The sequence below is a fragment of the Bacillus cereus group sp. N24 genome, assembly GCF_016483345.1.
Classification (GTDB): Bacteria; Bacillota; Bacilli; order Bacillales; family Bacillaceae_G; genus Bacillus_A; species Bacillus_A toyonensis.
This window is the reverse complement of record NZ_JAEHCA010000014.1, coordinates 64,917-84,987: the sequence shown is the minus strand read 5'-3', so window position 1 is coordinate 84,987 and position 20,071 is coordinate 64,917. Positions and strand designations below refer to the sequence as shown.

Below are 20,071 nucleotides of genomic sequence, written 5' to 3'. Positions count from 1 at the left end.
TTTGTAACTGATTCTGTATATGTGACGCTCTGTTTTGTAAACGCTTACCAAAACGTGTACATCTTATACAATAAAGGTACCAAATCGAAAGAGGTGGCCAAAATGAGTACGAAAAAAGTATATAGTTTTTTATCACAAGCATTCATATTCTCAGCTATTATGTTAATTTCTAATATTATTGCAACACATTTACCAATTCCGATGCCTTCATCGGTAATCGGATTAGTCATTTTATTTAGTCTATTATGCTTAAAAGTTATTAAATTAGAGCAGGTTGAATCACTCGGAACAGCTTTAACAGGTATTATCGGATTCCTTTTCGTCCCATCAGGTATTTCAGTTATTAATTCTCTTAGTGTAATGGGACAATATTTTGTACAAATATTAACTGTAATTGTTGTCGCAACAATTATTTTACTCGCTGTAACAGGGTTATTTGCACAATTTATTTTAGGAAAAGATGACAAAGAAACAAAAGATACAAAAGAATTGAAAGTAGTTAATAAAGGACGCAAGCACGGAAAAGTTGCGTAACCATTTTAGTATATATTGTTAGGAGGTAATGAACATGGCAAGTACAATGACTCCATATTTCGGAATCGTCGTTTCATTAATCGCATACGGAATCGGCACATTATTATTTAAGCACTCAAAAGGATTCTTCTTATTTACACCGTTATTCGTGGCAATGGTATTAGGGATTGTCTTTCTAAAGGTAGGTAATTTTACTTTTGAAGAATATAATACTGGCGGAAAAATGATTAGTTTCTTCTTAGAGCCAGCAACAATCGCATTTGCCATTCCATTATATAAACAAGTTGATAAGTTAAAAAAATATTGGTGGCAAATTTTATCGGCTATCGTGGTTGGATCTATTTGTTCAGTAATTGTCGTATTCATTGTAGCAAAGGCAATTGGTTTAGATACAGCAGTAATGAATTCAATGTTACCACAGGCAGCAACAACAGCAATTGCATTACCAATCTCTGAAAGTATTGGTGGTATTCCAGCCATAACATCGTTTGCAGTTATTTTTAACGCAGTTATCGTATACGCATTAGGAGCATTATTTTTAAAAACATTTAGAGTGAAACATCCAATTGCGAAAGGTCTAGCACTTGGAACAGCAGGTCATGCATTAGGTGTTGCGGTAGGAATTGAAATGGGTGAAGTAGAGGCAGCTATGGCAAGTATTGCTGTAACAGTAGTTGGGGTTGTAACAGTTGTCGTCATACCGATGTTCATGCCATTCATTGGATAGTAAAACTTACTTAAAAAATGAGAAAAGCAAGCTATTTGTAGGACACATTCCTACTGATGGCTTGCTTTTTATGTTACAGTAGTGGTAAGACCTATTGTTAGTAAAATGCAAGTTTCCTTAAATCTTCATTAATACTGTGTAGAATACGTTTTGAATTAGGTCATTGTATTGTAAAATAAGAAGTAAGCTACTGTATGGTTTTAGGAATTATATGATAGCTCATCTTTATATGAATGAATAAATTATAGGTAGAAAATAGAGAGAAATCTACTTATTAACGTTTTACTTTATAGGACAGGAGAGAGTACTCGTCGATTATGCAAATAAAAAACCTGTTTCAAAGCAAAGGATTTCAGAGGTTACTCGTATTAGTAATACTTGCTCTCGTGTTATATGGGTTGCAAAGTATGTTGAATTTAATATTAATTACGTTTATTCTTACGTATTTAATGGATCGATTCCAAAAGTTTATTTCTCGCAAATTAGATAATTTTATGCCCATTAATCGAAAACTCATTATAGCATTTCTATACGTAATGTTAATTGGTGGAATTGCTATTACACTATTTAAATATTTACCAGTATTAACAATACAAATTTCACAATTGATTTATCAATTTAACGTATTTTTAAGAAATCCACCGGATAGTGAATTGATTAAGTATGCAGTTAATGCTGTCAATCATATGGAACTTTCGAAATATGTAGGACAAGGCGTAGACATTTTGTATAAATCTATTACGAATGTTGGGAAGTTCGGCCTTCAAGTTTTACTTTCTTTAATTTTAAGTTTATTTTTCTTGTTGGAAAAGGCACGTATTGTTGCTTTTACTGCAAAGTTTAAAGAAAGCAGGCTTGCAATTTTCTATCATGAAATTGAGTACTTCGGAAAGAAATTTGCACGTTCATTTGGAAAAGTAATTGAAGCACAATTTTTAATTGCGGTTGTTAACTGTGTTTTATCTGTTATTGCATTATGGATATTAGGATTTCCACAATTATTAGGTTTAGCGTTAATGATCTTCTTACTTGGTTTAATTCCAGTAGCTGGGGTTATTATTTCGTTATTCCCGCTTTGTATGATTGCTTACAATATCGGCGGTATTATGTACGTTGTTTATATTTTAATTATCGTAACAGTTATTCATGCACTTGAAAGTTACGTATTGAATCCGAAGTTTATGTCCCAAAAAACAAATTTACCGATTTTCTATACGTTTATGGTATTAATTTTCTCAGAGCACTTTTTAGGTGTGTGGGGACTTATTATCGGTATTCCGATCTTCATTTTCTTATTAGATGTTTTAGATGTGACAAGTGATGAAATGGAGAAGGATGTTGGAACAAAATAAAGTGAATAAAAGAAAAAGCATCGATGTTCGATGCTTTTTCTTTTATAACATGATGTTTCTTATCCTTTCCGGCAAGAAGACTCCATCTGATTTGTGTTACGGGTGAAACCCAACAATTCAGGTGGAGATGAATTGTCGTCAGAAGGTAGATTGAACTCTTTTGTTTCGTTCGTAACAATTTTTTGAGGGCGAATATTTGTTTCTTTTTGTCTTACGATATAATCAGTCATAGATAAGAAGGGAATATATCGTAAGACAACGAAATTGGATAATAATTATACGGTTACCTGAGTCAAAAGGAATACGATGAAGACCATGTTCACATTTTATTCCGCTCAGTTCCAAATATTGATTTGTCAAAAGTGTTAGTTCTTGTTTCATAAAACGGGATTTCCTAAAATAAAACACGATATTAAGAAAGAAATCATTTTAATGAACTCTCTAAGAAAGGTGGTGAAAACAATGACTAGAAAGAAAGCGTTGAAAGTATTACGTAAACAAAAGAAAAGAGAAAATATACAACGCTTCACTCAGAAACAGAATATCGGGCGAGCTTGCCTTACCGCAAAAGAATTTCGCTTACTGCAACGTATGTCGCATAGTTCAAAAGCGTTGCGAAATGTTGGATTGTACATTATTAAACAAAGTTATTTGAACCATAATAAAATGGCTACTGTAAAAGAAGTGGACACAGCCATGCAAGCTGATGTGAACTACTGGGGTGTTCAATCAAACTCTGTTCAAGCAATTCGTAGGGCCTTACTTACAGAAGTGAAGAGTTTTTTTAAAGCGTTGGGACAGTGGAAGAAAAAACCTGAAACATTCACAGGTCGTCCTAAGTTTCCGAATTATTCTCGTTCCACTGACAAACGAATTATTGAAATCTATCAAGTGCCAAAAGTAGATGATAACGGGTATTGGATGATTCCAATGAATGTTGCATTCAGAAAAAAATTCGGTTCCATTAAAATACGTATGCCTAAAAACGTAAGAAATAAAAAAATCTCCTACATTGAGATTGTACCGAAGCAAAAAGGTCGGTTCTTTGAGGTGCATTACACATATGAAATGCACATTTCTCAAATGAAGAAACAATCCACGACCACTAGTAACGCTTTGAGTTGCGATTTAGGTGTAGATAGATTAGTAAGTTGCGTAACAAATACAGGTGATACATTCTTAATTGATGGAAAAAAACTTAAATCCATTAACCAGTACTTCAACAAAATGATACGTAATCTGCAACTGAAAAATATGGGAAATGGACTTTCAAAACGTGTTGTAACGAAAAAAATGGCTGCACTTTGGCATAAACGAGAAAGACAAATAAATGGTTACATTTCACAAACTGTAGGCCTGTTGTTCAAAAAAGTGAAAGCATGCAACATAGATACGATTGTTGTAGGGTATAATGTTGGTTGGAAACAAAAATCAGATATGGGAAAAAAGAATAATCAAACATTTGTTCAAATTCCATTTCATAAACTAATTGCAGCAATTGAGAATAAATGTATAAAAAAAGGCATCCGATTTTTAAAACAAGAAGAAAGTTATACTTCAAAAGCTAGTTTTCTTGATAAAGATAGCGTTCCAGTTTGGTCTAAAGATGATAGGACTCAGTATCGCTTTAGTGGAAAACGAATCACTCGTGGTCTGTACCAAAGTAAAGCAGGAACATGTATCCATGCTGATATTAATGGTGCATTGAATACATTGCAAAAATCAAGAGTTGTACAATTGGATGAAAATTTCAAAGTGAAAACGCCGATTCTATTAGAGGTACAAAAACGTAAGGCTGTTGCTTCATGCATAGCTTAGTGGGTGCGTCAAACATCCATGTGTACTCGACTTGTCGGGGCTTGTAGCACACGCCGGATTCGTCTGAGTGGTGGCTTCTTCCACAAGGAAGAACTGCTCTTTTTCGAAAGGGTGGTGCAAGTGGGAAAACGATTGTTCGTTGCCAGTACCAACCAAAAACTTACTTGGGGTGTTACCATAAGGTGGCATGAATGCTAGAGCGTCAATTGTCTAGTGATAGATGAAAAGACCTAGCGTTCTAACTCAAGCCCCCCACTGAAACGTTTCATCTCAGTAGTGGGGAGTTGACGCCATACTGTAAGAAGATAGAATAGGGGTGAAATAATGGCTGTAAATGAAAAGATAGAATTGGCTACATTTGCTGGCGGGTGCTTCTGGTGCATGGTTTCGCCATTTGAAGAGATGGAAGGTATTATAAAGGTTGTTTCTGGCTATACAGGTGGTCATAAAGAAGATCCAACCTATAAAGAAGTTTGTTCAGAAACGACGGGACATTATGAAGCGGTACAAATTACATTTGATGCAAATAAAATGCCGTATGAAGAGTTGCTTCAAATATATTGGAGACAAATTGATCCAACTGACGTCGGCGGACAATTCCATGACCGTGGACAGTCTTATGAAACAGTGATTTTTTATCATAATGAAGAACAACAGAAAAAGGCAGAGGCTTCAAAAGAAGAACTTGCGAAGAGTGAGCGCTTTTCAAAGCCAATTGCGACAAAAATATTGCCAGCTGCTACATTTTATCCAGCTGAAGAATATCATCAAGGATATCATAAGAAAAATACATTCCGCTATGAGTTATATCGTAAAGGATCGGGACGAGATGCTTTTATTAAGCAACATTGGCCAAAGGATAATGCTCATTTAAAAGAAAAACTCAATGAGATGCAGTTTTATGTAACACAGGAAAACGGTACAGAACCACCATTTCGAAATGAGTATTGGAACCATCAAGAAGAAGGTCTTTATGTAGATATCGTTTCAGGCGAGCCATTGTTTACTTCTATAGATAAATTTGATAGTGGATGTGGCTGGCCGAGCTTTACGAAACCGGTGATGTCAGCTAGTGTGAAAGAAAAAATGGATGTTAGTCATAATATGACGCGCACGGAAGTGAGAAGTAAGGAAGGAGATTCACATCTTGGGCATGTATTTCCAGACGGCCCAGGACCAAATGGCCTTCGTTATTGTATAAATTCAGCAGCTCTTCGATTTATCCCAAAAGGGGAGTTAGAGAAAGAAGGATATGGGGATTGCCTAATCTTGTTTGGAGATAAAAAATAACCTCGCTAATTGCGAGGTTATTTTTTTATTATTTTACTTTTTTCTTTTTAAACTTGCTTAATACTTCATAAACGATTGGAACGATAAGAAGTGTTAATAACGTTGAACTTGTTAATCCACCAATTACTGTTACACCAAGTCCTTTAGAAATTAAGCCGCTGCCTTCGAATCCTAATGCAAGCGGGATAAGAGCCCCGATTGTTGCAATTGCAGTCATTAAAATTGGACGAAGGCGTGTAGCACCAGCTTCTAGTAATGCTTCACGTGTGGATAAACCTTCATTTTCTTTATGAATAACACGGTCAATAAGCACGATTGCGTTTGTTACAACGATACCAATTAACATAAGCGCACCAATCATTGCAGATACACTTAACGTTTCACCAGAGATTAGTAAGGCAACGAGTGCACCAATGATTGTGAATGGTAGCGAGAATAAGATCGCAAATGGTGCAAGGGCACCACCAAATGTAACGACAAGAACGAAGTATACAATGGCAATCGCAGCTAACATCGCTAAGCCAAGTTGTTTGAATGATTCTTGAATATCCTTTGTAACGCCTCCCATAGAAACGTCTACACCAGAAGGAAGATCCATTTTATCTACTTCTTTTTGAACTGCAGCAGATGCTTTTGAAACGTCATCCGATGTTAATTTCGCACTAACTTCTGCATAAACGCGACCATCACGATGTTTTACTGTGTTAGAAGTTTCACCTTCTTTTACAGTCATCACATCTTTAACAGCAATTTCATTGCCAAGTGGTGTTGTAATTTTTCGATTTGTTAAATCATCGATTGTATCATAATTTTGTTTTTCAGCTTCTACATATACATTTACATCTTTACCGTCTTTTTTTATTGTTGTTAAAACAGGGCGATCATGTTGATTAGAAAGACCCATTCCAATTTGAGCGGCCGTTAGACCCATTTTACTTAGCTTTTCTTGATCTGCTACTAAAGTGTACTCTGCATATGTTTTTGCAATACTAGAGTCTATGTCTTTTAAATCTTTGTTTTTCTTCATGATATTTTGAAGATCTTTTACGACAGGCTTAATGTCTTCCGAGCTATCTCCGTAAACGTATAGTTTAATTTCATTACTACCGCCACTTGCTCCGAAATCTTGGTTTTTCCATTCGCCTTTTCCAGACATCTTTTGTAAATCTTTCACGACTTGTTCTTTTTCTTTTTCAAAGTTTTTCGTATCGTTATCATATTGAACGAAGAACATTGCTTGATTTGATTGACCAGGACTCATTGGGTTTTCGCCACCTAATGAGAATTGAATTGTTTTGACGTCTTTATTATTTTGGAAGTGCTTCTCAGCTTTCGTTGCAATTTTTTCAACGTCTTCTAATGTTTGACCTGGCTCTGGATTGTATGTTGTAATAATCATTTTTTCTTCTTCAGAAGGTAAGAAGCTTACACCGATAATCGGCACAAGTGCGAGACTACCAACTAATAGAAGGACAGCGATACTTGATGTAATGATTTTATGATTTAAAGCCCATGCAAGTATGCGTTTATAACCGTTTGCTAATTTACTTGGTTTCTCTTCATGATGTACTTCTTTTTCTCTCATGCTCTCTTTTTTAAATAAAGAATGAGCTAGCATTGGTACGATTGTAACTGCTACTAGTAACGATGCTAATAAAGCGAAGACGATAGTTAAGGCGAATGGTAAGAACATTTCACCAATCATACCTTTTACAAGTCCAAGAGGTAAGAATACAGCAATGGTTACAATAGTAGAAGACATAATTGGGACAAACATTTCCTTCGTAGCTTCACGAATTAAATCTTTTCCGCGTAGTTTCTCTTCTGATAACGACATTCTTCGGTAAATATTTTCAATAACAACAATTGAGTCATCGACAACGCGTCCGATAGCGACTGTCATTGCTCCAAGCGTCATAATGTTAAGCGTAATATCCATTTGCTTTATAACTAAAACAGCAATTAATAAAGAAAGTGGTATAGAAACGACAGAGATTAATGTTGTTCGGATATTTCGTAGGAACAACATAATAATAACAATCGCAAAGATAGCCCCGAAAATTGCTTTGCTAAGCATTGTTTCAACCGATTTCTCAATCGGTGCACCTTGGTCGAATGTTGAGATGATTTCTAAGTCTTTATATTTTTTCTCAAGGTCTTTTACTTTATCTTTCACTGCATTTACAACATCAACCGTATTTGCATCAGCAGCCTTCACAATTTGAATTCCAATGGCTTCTTTTCCATTCGTTCGAGAAATAGATTCTGCTTTCCCAACTTCTTTAATGTCAGCAATTTCGTCTAATGTAACTGTTGGAATTCCATTCATAGCGGCTGGATTCATTTGCGGCGTTTGTGCACCGGTTCCAGCATTTTGATTACCTTGAGCGCTAGGTGCTGAAGGTACAGCTGGGATTTTTAGCTCTTTTAATGCTTTAATTGTTGTAATATTTCCATCTACAATAACTGATTTTTCCGTGTCTTTAAATGTATATAAGCCAAGTGGTAAAGATACATCCGATCCTTTAATCACATTTTTTACAGTATCTTCACTTAAACCTAATTCTTTCATCTTATCTTTCTTGAAAACAAGTTGTACTTCATCTACTTGTTGACCTGAAATTTGAACAGATGCAACACCATCAAGTCCTTTTAATCCTGGAACAACATTTTTTTCTACATTTTCTGTTAACGTAGCTAAAGATTCATTTTTACTTGCTACACTTAACGAAATAACAGGAAAAGCATTAAAGTTTACTCGTGAAACTTTCGGATCTTTTACGCCTTCAGGAAGTTTTACATTCGTGAGAGCTTCTTTAATTTCTGTTTCGGCCTTTTCCATATTTTTATCAAAATCATACTCTACTTGAATAGAAGATGCGTTTTGAAAAGATGATGAACTAACAACGTTTACACCGCTTAAATTTTGCAATTGCTCTTCCATCGGTTTTGAAACTTTGTCAGCTACTTCTTCTGGTGTAGCACCAGGATAAACCGTAGTTACTGTTACAACAGGTGTTGTAATATCAGGAATTGTTTCCAGTTTCATATTAAGCCCAGAATATATCCCTGCAATGGTAACAATAATGGTTAGTAGCCAAACTGCGAACTTATTTTTTAATGAGAAATTGATGATTTTGTTCATGTTTGCGCTCCCTTTATATCGTATTGACCAACTGGTCAGTCTAATACATAATATAACTGACTGGTTGGTCAGTAGTCAATGAAAAGAGATGGTATAATAAAATCAAATTCGAGTTTATAATATGATGCGAGATTAAACGTAGGAGAGAAGATATGAAAGAAAAAGAGCGCTTAATTATAGAGATGGCTATGAAGTTATTTGCGACTAAGGGTGTAAATGCGACATCAGTGCAGGAAATTGTGACAGCTTGTGGTATATCTAAGGGAGCTTTTTATTTATACTTTAAATCGAAAGATGAGCTTTTATTAGCAACACTTCGATATTATTATGACAAGATTCAAAATAAAATGATGGATATTGAAAAAGAATCACTATTACCCCGTGAAAAATTTGAAAAACAATTGTGCTGTCAGTTTAATGATATACAAAAGCATAAGGAATTTATTATTATGCATGCGAGGGAAAATGCTATTCCATTTAATAAAGAAGTAGAAGAATTTATGATGAGGATGAAATTGGAATCTCATGCATTTTATCGAAATAGTTTGTTGTCTATTTATGGTGACAAGGTTATGCCGTATTTATTAGATTTAGTAATTATGGTAGAAGGGATCTGCCGTGGATATTTAGAATTAATTATTTTACAAGCGCCAGAAATTGATTTGTCCTATGTATCGGCTTTTATTTTAAAAAGGGTGGATCATTTAGTAGATGGACTTATAGAATCTTCGGAAGAACCTGTTTTACATGAAGAAAGACTTGGAGAGTTTCTTTGTAAATCAGAGCTTATTAAAGAACAAGTTAAGGAGCATTTTTTAAAAGAAATAATTGTTTTTAAGCGTACATTAGCTGATCAATTAGAAGATGATGAATTACTTATTACGCTAGATGTTTTAGAGGCAGAAATGAGATTGCCAAATCCAAGGGTCCCAGTCATTCAAGGGATGTTGTCTAATTTAGATGTATACCCAAATTTAAAAGAGTTCCGTTTGAGACTTATGGGGTATTACAATATAAAAAGGTAACAATGATAGTTTTCATTGTTACCTTTTTTATTATGCATTCACTTTTTCTTTTTTCTGTGCAGCCTCTTCTTGTTCAATATTGATCGTTTCTTTCACGATATAAATCGGACGGTTTTTACTTTCGTCATAAATACGAGCAATATACTGACCGACGATTCCAAGACCAAGTAACTGAATACCGCTAAAGAATGTAATAGCAACCATAATGGATGCCCAACCTGTTTGAGTACCATCGCCGATGATTTTCACAGTAATTGTATAAAGCAAGACAATTATAGAAATGAGAACTGATAATAAGCCTAAAGACATAACAATTCGTAACGGTTTTGTCGAAAAGGCAATGATACCGTCTGATGCAAATTTAATCATTTTCTTTAATGGATATTTTGTTTCGCCAGCAAAACGCTCGTCACGTTCATATTCAACATACGTTTGGCGGAAGCCAACCCAAGACATCATACCGCGAATAAAGCGATTTCGTTCTGTCATTTGATTGAACACATCAGCAACTTTGCGATCGATGATTCGGAAATCACCTGTATCTTTTGGGATATCGATATCAGACATATAGTTTAAGAATTTATAGAAATATTTAGCAGTTAAAAGTTTAAACCAAGTTTCACCTTTACGTTGTTTACGTTTTGCATAAACAACTTCATATCCTTCTTCCCATTTGGCAATAAGCTCAGGAATAACTTCTGGTGGATCTTGTAAATCTGCATCTATAATTACAATAGCGTCACCTTTTGCAGCAGCAATACCCGCTGTAACAGCTACTTGGTGTCCGAAGTTACGTGCAAAATTAACAATTTTTGTACGGTAATCATTTGCTGCAATCTCAGATAAAATGTCCATTGTACGATCCGTACTGCCATCGTTTACAAAGACAAATTCATAATTAATATTATTTTGAAGCATAACGGACTTTAAACGATTATAACATTCCTGTGCTACTTCTTCCTCGAAGTACATAGGAACTACAACCGAAATTAATTTTTCCATGTTGTATCCTCCGTAGTTTTAATAAGTTGCTTAAGTTTAATCGGTAGCCTGTTCAGTTTGGTTGAATGTCCAAATTTTATTAAGGATAAAATTTATAACCATTCCAACACCAATTGCGAAGATTTGTGCAATAAATGCATTAAAGGTAAGTTTATCTACTAATATAAACAAACATAATGTATTAAAAGCCAATACAATTAAATTTACAGTTAGAAACTTAAAGAACATTGACGTGCTTTTATTATTAGGTTTAAACACCCAATTTTTATTCCAATAATAGCTATTGGCAACACCAATTAAATAGGCAATGGTATTCGCAACAAGATAGTTCATCCCGAGCTTTACCAATATCCCAAAACTAATAATTGTAATGAGTGTATTAAAGATTCCTACTAAACCAAACTTTAAGAGTTTTTCCATAATATTATCCTCATTTTTATAGAATATATAAATAAAATAGGTGAACAGCGTTATTGTTTATATTTCACAATTACCAATTATAACATAGTTTGTATTAAGGTGTTATATGTTTTAAATGGATGTTATTTTGAAATTATAGAATAGTTTTTCTAATAATTAAGGAATTGTTATTTATAATTTGAATACTGCGTAATATAAAATCAAATATGGAAATTATGATTATATTAAGGTATAGTAGCAGGTAGTGTAATTCAAATATATTTTTTGAATGTGCGTCATTAATCAAAGAGTATAGAATGGATAGGAATAGACACTATAAAATTATATTTTGGGAAAATATAATTTTTTTTTTTTATAAATAGTTTAAGGAGTGAGTTTTGGTGGAAAGGTTTTCAACAGGGTTATCAACTTTTTCTACGCGTGCTGTATATGGCATTTATAGTTTTTTCGTTGCTATATTAATTTTCGATTATTTCTCAAATACTGGAAAATATAATTATGTAATGATACTAGTCGGATTTTTATTTTTATGTACGATCGGAAACTTTATACTTAGAAAGGGATCGCTATATCTTGAAAGAGTAAACGAGAAAATATGTCTTTCGGCATTGTTAATTCTTTGTGTAATAGTTAAATCGGCATGGATTCTTACCTACAAGATTCATCCAATTGGTGATTATGCAACCTTTTTCTATACTGCAGAGGCGTTAGGACAAGATTTTGTTATTAGCAGTAGATATGTAGCGTTATTTCCACATATTTTTGGTTATGCTTCATTCTTAAGTATTTTTCTAAAAATATTCGGGTCAAGCTATATGATTCCACCTATTATTAATGTTGTTTTAACTACAATATCAATGGGATTAATATATTTTATAGCTAGAAAAATTGGTGGAGTGAGAACAGCTATAACAGCGAGTGTTTTATGGATTCTCTTGCCATCGCAAACAATTTATAATATGTTTGCAATTTCAGAACCGTTTTATTGTACAATATTGTTATTAACTTGGGCAATTATGTTAGTTATTCATGAGAAATTCCAAAATATAACTATTAAAAAGATTGTTGTGTACTCAATTCTATTAGCTGTATTACTTGCTTTAATGAATATGGTAAGGCCAATTGCAGCAGTACCAATTATAGCTTTAGCAATATGGATGTTTATTATAGATACAAAACATATCGGTAATAAAAAGATGCTTATTAACAAGATAACTTATGTAGGTGTTATCGTTATTACATACTTAATGCTCTCTTCGGCAATAAATCATTATATAACATTACGTTTAGGTGAAGATATAGCATCAGTACCAGGGTACAATATTCATGTAGGATTTAATAAGGCGGCTTCAGGATCATGGAACCAAGCCGATTCAGACCTACTATTTTATTACAGTGATAAACCAGGATGGAGCGCAGACGATGCTCAAAAACAAATGCTCGAAGAAGCTAAAAAGAGGATAAAAAACGATAATATAGATTTCGGGAAACTATTTTATGATAAATTTATTATCTTTTTAGGTAACGATAGTCAAGCTGTCTCATATGCAGGGCCAGGACTAGATCATGAAGTACGATATAATATAATAACGAATGTTTTTTATTACTTTTTACTAGCTACTTCATTGTTCGGAGCATTATTAGCTATAAAAAACAAAAATAAATCTTCACTTTTCATTATTTGTTTATATACAATTGGGCTAACAATGGCACAAATGATAGTAGAAGTGGCACCGAGATATCATTATTCAGCTACAATACCTATGATACTTCTAGCTGCTTTTGGTATTAATTATATATACAACAAAAAAGAGATGTAGATATAGTAAAAGGATAAATAAAAAAAGCAATTGTTTCAAAAGGGAGCATATGAAACCTTTTGGAAGCAATTGCTTTTTTATTTTTAAAATTTGAAGGATAAGAATTTACATGTGTTTGGAAGGACAGCTTATCGAGAAAAATAAATATCCCCTTGTATAAATGATATACCATGTAAGGGGATATTTATTAAGAATTAAGCTTTTTGCTGAGCCCATTCTTCTATATTCCAAACTTTTGTTACCCAATCTTCATAAAAGTCCGGTTCATGGCATACAAGAAGAATTGTTCCTTTATATGCTTTCATCGCCTTTTTTAGTTCCTCTTTTGCTGTAACATCAAGGTGGTTCGTCGGCTCGTCAAATAGTAACCAGTTGCTGTCTTCTCCCATTAGCTTACATAAACGAACCTTTGCTTGTTCACCACCGCTTAATTGGTTCAGTGGACGAGAAATATGTTCATTTTTCAAACCGCATTTTGCTAGCATTGCACGTACTTGGTGTTGGTCCATGCTAGGGAATGTATTCCAAACATCATCAATTGGTGTTATATTATCAGCTTTTACTTCTTGTTCGAAGTATGATGGATTTAAGAAGTCACCAAGACTTGTTTTTCCGCTTAATGGTTTGATCTTACCTAAAATTGTCTTTAATAGTGTTGACTTACCGACCCCATTACATCCAACGATTGCAATTTTTTCACCACGTTCGATTGTCATCGTTAATTTTGGTAATAACGGATGTGTATATCCAATCTCTACATTTTCTCCTTCAAAGACGAATCGGCTACTTGCGCGACTCTCTTTAAATGAGAATTCAGGTTTAATTGCTGTTTCAGGACGATCGATACGTTCCATACGATCGAGTTGTTTTTGACGACTCTTTGCACGACCTGTCGTTGAGTAGCGAGCCTTATTTTTCGCAATAAAATCTTCTTGTTTTTTAATAAATTCTTTTTGTTTTTCGTAAGCATTAATATGTTGGTTTTTATTAATTTCCGCAAGTTCTAGGAATTTTTCATATGTCGCTGTATAACGCGTCATTTTTGTAAACTCTAGATGGAAAATAATATCGACACATTTATTCATAAATTCCGTATCATGGGAAATTAATAGGAATGCATGTGGATATTCTTTTAAATAATTTGTTAACCAATGAATATGTTCAACGTCTAGATAGTTGGTAGGTTCATCTAATAGTAATACTTCTGGTTGTTCAAGTAGTAATTTTGCAAGTAACACTTTTGTACGTTGTCCACCACTTAATGCGGCAACATCACGATCTAAACCAATTGCGTCAATTCCAAGACCACGCGCTGCTTCCTCAATTTTCATATCTAATAAATAGAAACCCCCTGCTTCAAGAGCATCTTGTATTTCTGCCATTTGCTCAAGAAGCTCTTCTAATTCTTCAGGTGTAGCAGTTCCCATTTTTTCTGTAACTTCATTTAAAGCTTTTTCTTGTTCAAATAAAGGTAAAAACGCATCTGCTAATATGTCACGAATTGTGCGGCCAGGTGTTAAAATTGTATGTTGGTCTAAGTAACCATAATTTGTACCAGGTGTCCATTCAACTCGGCCTTCATCATGGATAAGTTGACCAGTAATTATATTCATAAATGTTGATTTACCAACACCGTTTGCTCCAACTAATCCAACGTGTTCTCCTGCGAGTAAGCGCATGGATACATCTTTAAATAATGTACGATCACCAAATGTATGGCCTAATTTTTCAACAGTTAATAAGCTCATAATGTCCTCCGTTCAATTCTAAATAGTGTCTTGAATCATGATACTAAATTCTTCGATATAATGCTATCATTTCAAAAATGTATATTTTTTCAAATAAGGAGTTGCATTATTTTGGAAAAAATATATAATATAATTGAACAGTGGTTAATTAAATCGTGAGGTATAAAAAATGTCGCCAAGAAGAGCAGTCAAACAAGAGTTAACAAGAGAAATGATTATGAACGTAGCAAGAAATTTATTTTTACAACAAGGATATCAGCACACTTCAATGCGTAAAATTGCGACGGAACTAGGGTATAGCCATGGTTCAATTTATTACCATTTTAAAAATAAAGCTGAACTTTTTTATGCGATGGTAGAACAAGACTTTCAATTGTTAAATGAAAAGTTAGATGAAATTAGTAAAAGAAACTTATCTCGAGAAGAGCAGCTAAAAGCAGTTTTATTTGGTTTTATAGAGTTTGGTTTGAAAAATCAAAGTCATTATGAAATTATGTTTTTAATTAAAAACGATGAGTTAAAGGAATGTTTGGCAGACGGCCCAAATGTTAGTTATGAAAAATTTGCAAAGGTTGTTTTTTCTTTATGTAATAAAAAAATAGATACAATGACGATATGGTCTGTCTTTTTATCATTACATGGGTTTGTCGCACATTATTGCGGAAGTGGGCAAACATTTGAAGAATTAAAGGGGCTTGCTCAAGTGCATGTAGAGTTTATTTCAAAATCGCTTCTAATGTAGGTGATTTTCTTTTTGTTATTAATTGAACAGTGGTTAATTAATTAGAGGGGGAACTTATGATGAGAAAAGCGTTAGTACTGGGAGCATCAGGAGCAATGGGTTATGCGATTACAAAGGAGTTATGTAATAGAGGGATTGATGTAGTTGCCTTTGCAAGAAATAAGGAGAAGTTGGAGAATTTATTTCAAGGAGAGGAACATATACAAACAGTAGCAGGAGATGTATTTGTAAAAGAGGATATAATAGATGCCGCGAAAGGTGTAGATGTTATATTCCATGCTGTAAATATCCCATATTCAGATTGGGAAAAGAAGCAACATAAACTATTAAGAAACATATTGGAAGTAGCAAAAGAGAGTGATAGTAAGTTAGGGATCGTTGATAATATTTATGCATATGGAAGGCAAAATCAAAGGTTGGTTAAAGAAGATGCTGAAAAGAATCCTCATACGAAGAAGGGGAAAATACGATTACAACTTGAAGCGATGGCAAAGCAGAGTAGCGTCAAAATGTTTATTGCTCATTTTCCTGATTTTTACGGTCCAAATGCGGAAAGCACACTTGTTCATCATACTTTACATGGCGTACTTGCAAATAAAGTGTCTAGCTTTGTTGGAGATAAGAGAATTGCACGCGAGTATATTTTTACGCCAGATGGTGCAAAAGCGATGGTTGAATTAGCGTTATGTGAGGAGGCTTATGGACAACAGTGGAACATACCAGGTTGCGGTGTCATTACCGGAGAAGAGATGATGCAATATATACGTGAATTGACGGGATATACAAAACAAGTTATGACCGTAAAAAGAGGAATAATAAAGTTAATGGGTTTATTTGATAAGCAGATGAAAGAATATGTAGAAATGCTCTATTTGACAGAAAAACCGGTTGTATTAAGTGGAGAAAAATATGAAATGCTCATTGGGAAAGTACCTAAAACATCTTATCGCGAAGGATTAGAGGAAACAATCTTATCTATGCAAAAGAAATAAAAGGTGTAACCATTTCATAGAAATGGTTACACCTTTTTCATATGAGTTTATTTTAAATATCCACGAATAATCCCGCGTAAACGATTTGCATGGAATTTACGTTTATCATTAGAAATATTTTGTGTCATACGGAATGTGGCAGCAGCAACAGCACGTAAGAAATAAGGGAATCCATAATGTAAGCGAATCACTCTGCCAAAACCGCCAGCATAAGAAATGGCACGTTTTAATGATTGTTCATTTATAACTTCTTCTTTTACAGGATGGTATACGAACAGATCTTTTCTAAATAAACCAGTGTGGTCTTTTTTCATACCGCGTAGAACAAAGTCGGTTTCTTCACCGGCTCCATAAATCGTTCCAGAGCCAACACCTAAATCCTCGTCGAATGTACCTACATCTTGTACAAATTGTTTTGTAAAGAATAGTGTAAAAGAGGGACCTAAAAATCCATATTTGTTATTAAGAATAATGTCTGTATTAGGTGCAAGTATTAAAGAACCAGTTCCTTCAACATTAGTAGTGTTTGTTGATATAAACTGAACATCGTTATTAGAGTTGAAAGTTTCTAATATACTTTCTAAAACATTTGTTTCATAAATACAATCGTCATCTGGAAAAGCGATGATGTCGCCATCCGCTACTTTTAATCCAGTATTTCGAGCTCTAGATAACCCTTTAATAGGTGTATAAATGTAGTTAATAGAAAATTTTTCTTTATATTCATCAAAGAGATCCGAGATTGGAGTATCATTTTGATCTACTACGATGAGTTCAAAGTTTTGGTAAGTTTGTTTTTCAAGTGATTTTAGTAAGTCAAGAATATCATCACGTCTGCCACAAGTAGCCATGATTAAAGAGAATTTCAATTTTAACAGCTCCTTTAAGAATTACGTTTAAGCTTTTTTAAATCGTGCTTGTATTTTTTCTATTAGAGTAAAGAGAATTTCATCCTTTGTTAAGAAAAGGATAAGAGCATATGTTAATCCGCATGCTACCATGACTAGGAGAACTTGTAGTATTTGCCCAGATACGAACATACGAATAACGAATGCTATTGGTACAAATGTTAGTGAATAAAATAGATATTTAAGTTTTTGCATATCAAATAATGTATAATTCACTTTTAATTTCTTTTTAACATAAATATATTCAAGTACAATTAATAAACTGTTAGCAATTGTAGTTGTGAAAATTGCTGTCGCTGGTGTAAGCACATGGAAGAATATTAGTGCAATATTGGATGCTAGGTTAATAAACCCGCAAATGAATAAAAAGCGTACTAAAATACCTTCCTTCTTTTTAACATAAATAATTTGATTCGATAAAATAGATTCAATACCAACTGTAATCATATAGAAAGCGAACACAATTAATGTATTACCAGCCCCAGCAAATTCTGATCCACCATAAATGACAACAGCTCCGTGAGCAATGAGCATTAAACCAATTGCGGCGGGAAATAGGGTGATAAAATACACTTTTGAAATTTTGTTTAACAAAGATTCATACTCACTTTCAGATGCATTTCCTGATAAGTAAGAAAGCCGTGGAATCGTTACTTGTACAACGCTTAACATAAGTGTATTAATAATGGTCATAATTTGAAAAGCCATAACGTAGTAAGCGACCTCTGCTTTTCCAGCGTATTCACCTAACACAAGACGATCTAATTGTGTATATAAAATATTAGCATTTGAAAAAATGACGACTAATAGCAACGGTTTTAAATGCGGGATAATGGTTAAGTTAGAAAAATCAAACTTTACTTGGCGTTTCACATATACAAAGCTAATAGAATGATTTAAAAATGTTGATAGTGCTAATAAACCTGCGAATGTTTTATAATCATCCACTCCATGAACTAGGCAGAAAAGCAGTACAACATAAATTAGTCGAACAATAACGGTTTTTTTAGTGATGAAGTCATAATTTTCATACGCTTCATTGAACCATTCCACATAAAATAGATTGGAAATAAAATTGAAGCCAAAAATAAGAAGAACAGGAAATAAGCTTTCATTTCCATATCCAATATAACTAAAGGTTAAAAAAGCACATAAAGCTAAAAGGCTAGTTGTAACATTAATTACATAGAGACTTGTGAATAATTGAGAAACTTTCTTTTTATCATTTTTAATTAAGCTAACTTCACGTAAGCCATATTGATATACACCAAAAACCGCGAATATGAAAAAGTAATTAAAAATAGTTTCAGCAAAGTTAACGGTTCCCATCGAATTGGCTCCTAGCATGCGGTATGCGTATGGACCAACTAAGATTGGAAGTATAATGTTAAACGTATTGAGTAGTATTTTATAAAAAATATTTGAAACAATAGACTTTTGCATAGTTTCACCTTTCCATTAAAGTAATACAATTTAATTAAAATGCGTTTTATATTAAAGTTTTTAAGTAGGGATAATTACTTCAACTAAAATGAAATTGTTTTTAGTTGGTAAAGAATAATGATCGTTCTTTATTGTATTTTGATATAGTAAAAAACAAGGCGTTTTCTACACAACTTGCAAATTTTTAAATTAGTTTGCTGACCGCCCGTATAAGTGTACCTTACATAAACTTTGTAAAGCAACTATTCCTCGATTAGAAGCGAGTTATAAATAGAACTTTATACACTAGAAAAAGTTAATATTGAAATAGCCTAGCCAAGATATGTATAAAAATATTACATAGTATTTGTGAAAAGACGTAGAGATTGTATGAGAGACTTGAACTGTTTATAAAGAAATGAGCGAATACAAGTTAGTTATCCGCTCAGAAGGTATTTTCGATATTGAAATTTTATACACTCCAAGGCTTATTTAAAGTTAATACCTCAGCCATTTCTTTGCTTTTTAAACGTCCTTTTTTTCGGGTCTCAGCACGTTCGGAACCAGTTTTATGCAACCAATGTTCTTCCTCAGTTTCTGGTAATACTTGAGGTACAGAAGAAGGTTTGCCATCTTGTAATGCTACGAATGTAATAAAGCAAGTAGCGGCGATACGGCGTTCTCCCTCTAATAAATTTTCTGCAATTATTTTTACGAAGACTTCCATAGATGATTTCCCAGTATAGCAAACAAATGCCTCATAACAAACAGAGTCAGCTTGATGAATAGGTGTTAAAAAATCAACAGAATCAATGGATGCTGTCACACAATGCTTACGACTATGCCTTGCTGCTGCAATAGAAGCAATACTATCAATTTCAGCCAATAATTTGCCACCAAATAATGTTTGATGGTTGTTTAAATCATTTGGAAAAACACGTGTTGTTTTAATTGCTTTTGATTCTCTCATAAATTTCTTTTCCATATATTCAGCCCCTAGTGTACATTTTCAATCAGAGTGACATGTTCTTTATGACATAAAAGGAAGGTTAGTTCCTATTTGATTTTACCGGGTATTTAAACAAGTAAAATGTATGAGTAGAGGAGTAATAATACTTTTGAAAGT

The 20,071-nt window shown here is 33.6% G+C and carries 16 protein-coding genes and 1 pseudogene; 10 read left to right on the top strand and 7 right to left on the bottom strand.

What is annotated here, in order from left to right; all coding sequences use genetic code 11:
* The first annotated feature begins 102 nt into the window (after nt 1–102).
* The 6 genes and pseudogenes from lrgA (at nt 103) to msrB (ending at nt 5,721) form a co-directional block, all read left to right on the top strand.
* Nucleotides 103–534 carry an antiholin-like murein hydrolase modulator LrgA gene (gene lrgA, locus JDS95_RS19525; RefSeq protein WP_199690727.1) on the top strand — a complete coding sequence of 144 codons (432 nt, stop codon included), beginning with the start codon at nt 103–105 and terminating at the stop codon, nt 532–534.
* A 34-nt stretch (nt 535–568) separates the two neighbouring features.
* A complete protein-coding gene (lrgB, locus tag JDS95_RS19520) occupies nt 569–1,261 on the top strand; it encodes an antiholin-like protein LrgB (RefSeq protein ID WP_000168869.1) in 693 nt (230 codons plus the stop codon).
* A gap of 317 nt (nt 1,262–1,578) precedes the next feature.
* The gene (locus JDS95_RS19515; protein ID WP_001166021.1) at nt 1,579–2,613 is read left to right on the top strand and encodes an AI-2E family transporter; all 1,035 of its coding nucleotides are present in this window, start codon (nt 1,579–1,581) and stop codon (nt 2,611–2,613) included.
* Nucleotides 2,614–2,915: 302 nt separating this feature from the next.
* A pseudogene (locus JDS95_RS32165) lies at nt 2,916–3,054 on the top strand (IS200/IS605 family transposase); the annotation flags it as partial.
* A 21-nt stretch (nt 3,055–3,075) separates the two neighbouring features.
* Complete coding sequence (locus JDS95_RS19510; protein ID WP_199690726.1) at nt 3,076–4,431, top strand: RNA-guided endonuclease TnpB family protein; 1,356 nt, start codon at nt 3,076–3,078, stop codon at nt 4,429–4,431.
* A gap of 324 nt (nt 4,432–4,755) precedes the next feature.
* A complete protein-coding gene (msrB, locus tag JDS95_RS19505; protein WP_000290142.1) occupies nt 4,756–5,721 on the top strand; it encodes a peptide-methionine (R)-S-oxide reductase MsrB in 966 nt (321 codons plus the stop codon).
* A 28-nt stretch (nt 5,722–5,749) separates the two neighbouring features.
* Here msrB and JDS95_RS19500 read toward each other — a convergent pair whose 3' ends face one another.
* The gene (locus JDS95_RS19500; RefSeq protein ID WP_199690725.1) at nt 5,750–8,866 is read right to left on the bottom strand and encodes an efflux RND transporter permease subunit; all 3,117 of its coding nucleotides are present in this window, start codon (nt 8,864–8,866) and stop codon (nt 5,750–5,752) included.
* A 152-nt stretch (nt 8,867–9,018) separates the two neighbouring features.
* Between JDS95_RS19500 and JDS95_RS19495 the strand changes: the two genes are divergently transcribed.
* Nucleotides 9,019–9,891 carry a TetR/AcrR family transcriptional regulator gene (locus JDS95_RS19495; protein ID WP_000659604.1) on the top strand — a complete coding sequence of 291 codons (873 nt, stop codon included), beginning with the start codon at nt 9,019–9,021 and terminating at the stop codon, nt 9,889–9,891.
* A 30-nt stretch (nt 9,892–9,921) separates the two neighbouring features.
* On the opposite strand, the gene JDS95_RS19490 is transcribed toward JDS95_RS19495, so the two are convergent.
* Both JDS95_RS19490 and JDS95_RS19485 read right to left on the bottom strand, forming a co-directional pair.
* A complete protein-coding gene (locus JDS95_RS19490) occupies nt 9,922–10,893 on the bottom strand; it encodes a glycosyltransferase family 2 protein (protein ID WP_000413116.1) in 972 nt (323 codons plus the stop codon).
* Nucleotides 10,894–10,929: 36 nt separating this feature from the next.
* A complete protein-coding gene (locus tag JDS95_RS19485) occupies nt 10,930–11,313 on the bottom strand; it encodes a GtrA family protein (RefSeq protein WP_000413273.1) in 384 nt (127 codons plus the stop codon).
* 380 nt (nt 11,314–11,693) lie between these two features.
* On the opposite strand from JDS95_RS19485, the gene JDS95_RS19480 reads away from it, so the two are divergent.
* Nucleotides 11,694–13,133, top strand: a complete 1,440-nt coding sequence (locus JDS95_RS19480) for a glycosyltransferase family 39 protein (RefSeq protein ID WP_000439394.1) — start codon at nt 11,694–11,696, stop codon at nt 13,131–13,133.
* 194 nt (nt 13,134–13,327) lie between these two features.
* On the opposite strand, the gene JDS95_RS19475 is transcribed toward JDS95_RS19480, so the two are convergent.
* Nucleotides 13,328–14,881 carry an ABC-F family ATP-binding cassette domain-containing protein gene (locus tag JDS95_RS19475; protein WP_000055387.1) on the bottom strand — a complete coding sequence of 518 codons (1,554 nt, stop codon included), beginning with the start codon at nt 14,879–14,881 and terminating at the stop codon, nt 13,328–13,330.
* A gap of 169 nt (nt 14,882–15,050) precedes the next feature.
* On the opposite strand from JDS95_RS19475, the gene JDS95_RS19470 reads away from it, so the two are divergent.
* Nucleotides 15,051–15,623 (top strand): TetR/AcrR family transcriptional regulator, encoded by a 573-nt coding sequence (locus tag JDS95_RS19470; RefSeq protein ID WP_000074998.1) that lies wholly within the window; start codon nt 15,051–15,053, stop codon nt 15,621–15,623.
* Between the two features lie 56 nt (nt 15,624–15,679).
* The gene (locus tag JDS95_RS19465; RefSeq protein WP_002046064.1) at nt 15,680–16,615 is read left to right on the top strand and encodes an SDR family NAD(P)-dependent oxidoreductase; all 936 of its coding nucleotides are present in this window, start codon (nt 15,680–15,682) and stop codon (nt 16,613–16,615) included.
* 47 nt (nt 16,616–16,662) lie between these two features.
* On the opposite strand, the gene JDS95_RS19460 is transcribed toward JDS95_RS19465, so the two are convergent.
* The 3 genes from JDS95_RS19460 to JDS95_RS19450 form a co-directional block, all read right to left on the bottom strand.
* A complete protein-coding gene (locus JDS95_RS19460) occupies nt 16,663–17,484 on the bottom strand; it encodes a glycosyltransferase family 2 protein (protein WP_000672689.1) in 822 nt (273 codons plus the stop codon).
* Between the two features lie 27 nt (nt 17,485–17,511).
* Nucleotides 17,512–18,966, bottom strand: a complete 1,455-nt coding sequence (locus JDS95_RS19455; RefSeq protein ID WP_002040054.1) for an oligosaccharide flippase family protein — start codon at nt 18,964–18,966, stop codon at nt 17,512–17,514.
* Nucleotides 18,967–19,417: 451 nt separating this feature from the next.
* The gene (locus tag JDS95_RS19450; RefSeq protein WP_000412115.1) at nt 19,418–19,930 is read right to left on the bottom strand and encodes an acyl-CoA thioesterase; all 513 of its coding nucleotides are present in this window, start codon (nt 19,928–19,930) and stop codon (nt 19,418–19,420) included.
* Nucleotides 19,931–20,071: the final 141 nt, after the last annotated feature.

Coding starts and splice junctions, on each gene's coding strand:
- JDS95_RS19465 (WP_002046064.1), top strand. CDS start 15,680: ATGATGAGAAAAGCGTTAGTACTGGGAGCATCAGGAGCAATGGGTTAT.
- msrB (WP_000290142.1), top strand. CDS start 4,756: ATGGCTGTAAATGAAAAGATAGAATTGGCTACATTTGCTGGCGGGTGC.
- JDS95_RS19510 (WP_199690726.1), top strand. CDS start 3,076: ATGACTAGAAAGAAAGCGTTGAAAGTATTACGTAAACAAAAGAAAAGA.
- JDS95_RS19515 (WP_001166021.1), top strand. CDS start 1,579: ATGCAAATAAAAAACCTGTTTCAAAGCAAAGGATTTCAGAGGTTACTC.
- JDS95_RS19455 (WP_002040054.1), bottom strand. CDS start 18,966: ATGCAAAAGTCTATTGTTTCAAATATTTTTTATAAAATACTACTCAAT.
- JDS95_RS19470 (WP_000074998.1), top strand. CDS start 15,051: ATGTCGCCAAGAAGAGCAGTCAAACAAGAGTTAACAAGAGAAATGATT.
- JDS95_RS19490 (WP_000413116.1), bottom strand. CDS start 10,893: ATGGAAAAATTAATTTCGGTTGTAGTTCCTATGTACTTCGAGGAAGAA.
- JDS95_RS19475 (WP_000055387.1), bottom strand. CDS start 14,881: ATGAGCTTATTAACTGTTGAAAAATTAGGCCATACATTTGGTGATCGT.
- JDS95_RS19495 (WP_000659604.1), top strand. CDS start 9,019: ATGAAAGAAAAAGAGCGCTTAATTATAGAGATGGCTATGAAGTTATTT.
- JDS95_RS19500 (WP_199690725.1), bottom strand. CDS start 8,866: ATGAACAAAATCATCAATTTCTCATTAAAAAATAAGTTCGCAGTTTGG.
- JDS95_RS19485 (WP_000413273.1), bottom strand. CDS start 11,313: ATGGAAAAACTCTTAAAGTTTGGTTTAGTAGGAATCTTTAATACACTC.
- lrgA (WP_199690727.1), top strand. CDS start 103: ATGAGTACGAAAAAAGTATATAGTTTTTTATCACAAGCATTCATATTC.
- JDS95_RS19450 (WP_000412115.1), bottom strand. CDS start 19,930: ATGGAAAAGAAATTTATGAGAGAATCAAAAGCAATTAAAACAACACGT.
- lrgB (WP_000168869.1), top strand. CDS start 569: ATGGCAAGTACAATGACTCCATATTTCGGAATCGTCGTTTCATTAATC.